Source organism: Hymenobacter defluvii, from assembly GCF_017589435.1.
Lineage (GTDB): Bacteria > Bacteroidota > Bacteroidia > Cytophagales > Hymenobacteraceae > Hymenobacter > Hymenobacter profundi.
Genome location: NZ_JAGETX010000120.1, coordinates 1 through 480 on the forward strand (window position 1 = coordinate 1; position 480 = coordinate 480).

Below are 480 nucleotides of genomic sequence, written 5' to 3' on the forward strand. Positions count from 1 at the left end.
TTTCGCCTCAAAATTGCCTTGTTTTAGGCCCTCTGCTGTGCGTAGTTGCTTTTCGAGTACTTCCGCTCGCTCTACCGCTCCTGCTTGCGCTACAGCAATCTTTCCTACCTCCTGCAAGCGGCTGTTCAGTGCTGACACTTGACGAGCAATCTCCGCATTGATTTTTGCTTCCTGGTCCGCTCGCCAGGTGTCCCGGCCTATTAGCGGCGGTACCTCGAGGGTGAATGCCTGTGCCTGGGCTGGCTGCACCAGTGGGCCTAACTCGGCTGCGGTCGCCGTCTGCCTCCCATACACCTGTTTCATCTCCTCGTGCTGCCGGCGACTACCGATGGTGCCGCGGTCTAATCCGTGCACGCCCATTGCCTCGGCGTAGTCAGTTTGCAGCTGCTTGAGCGTTTTTGGATTAAAGAGCGTGTCTGCTGACAGCCGGCTATCCTTCGTGATAGGCACCACCACCGCATGAATGTGAGGGGTCTTCTC

General features: G+C 57.5%; 1 protein-coding gene. It reads right to left on the reverse strand.

Features of this window, described 5'->3' with window-relative positions; all coding sequences use genetic code 11:
• Positions 1 to 480: plasmid recombination protein (locus tag J4D97_RS23275; RefSeq protein WP_208309666.1), on the reverse strand; the 480-nt coding region annotated here is incomplete at both ends.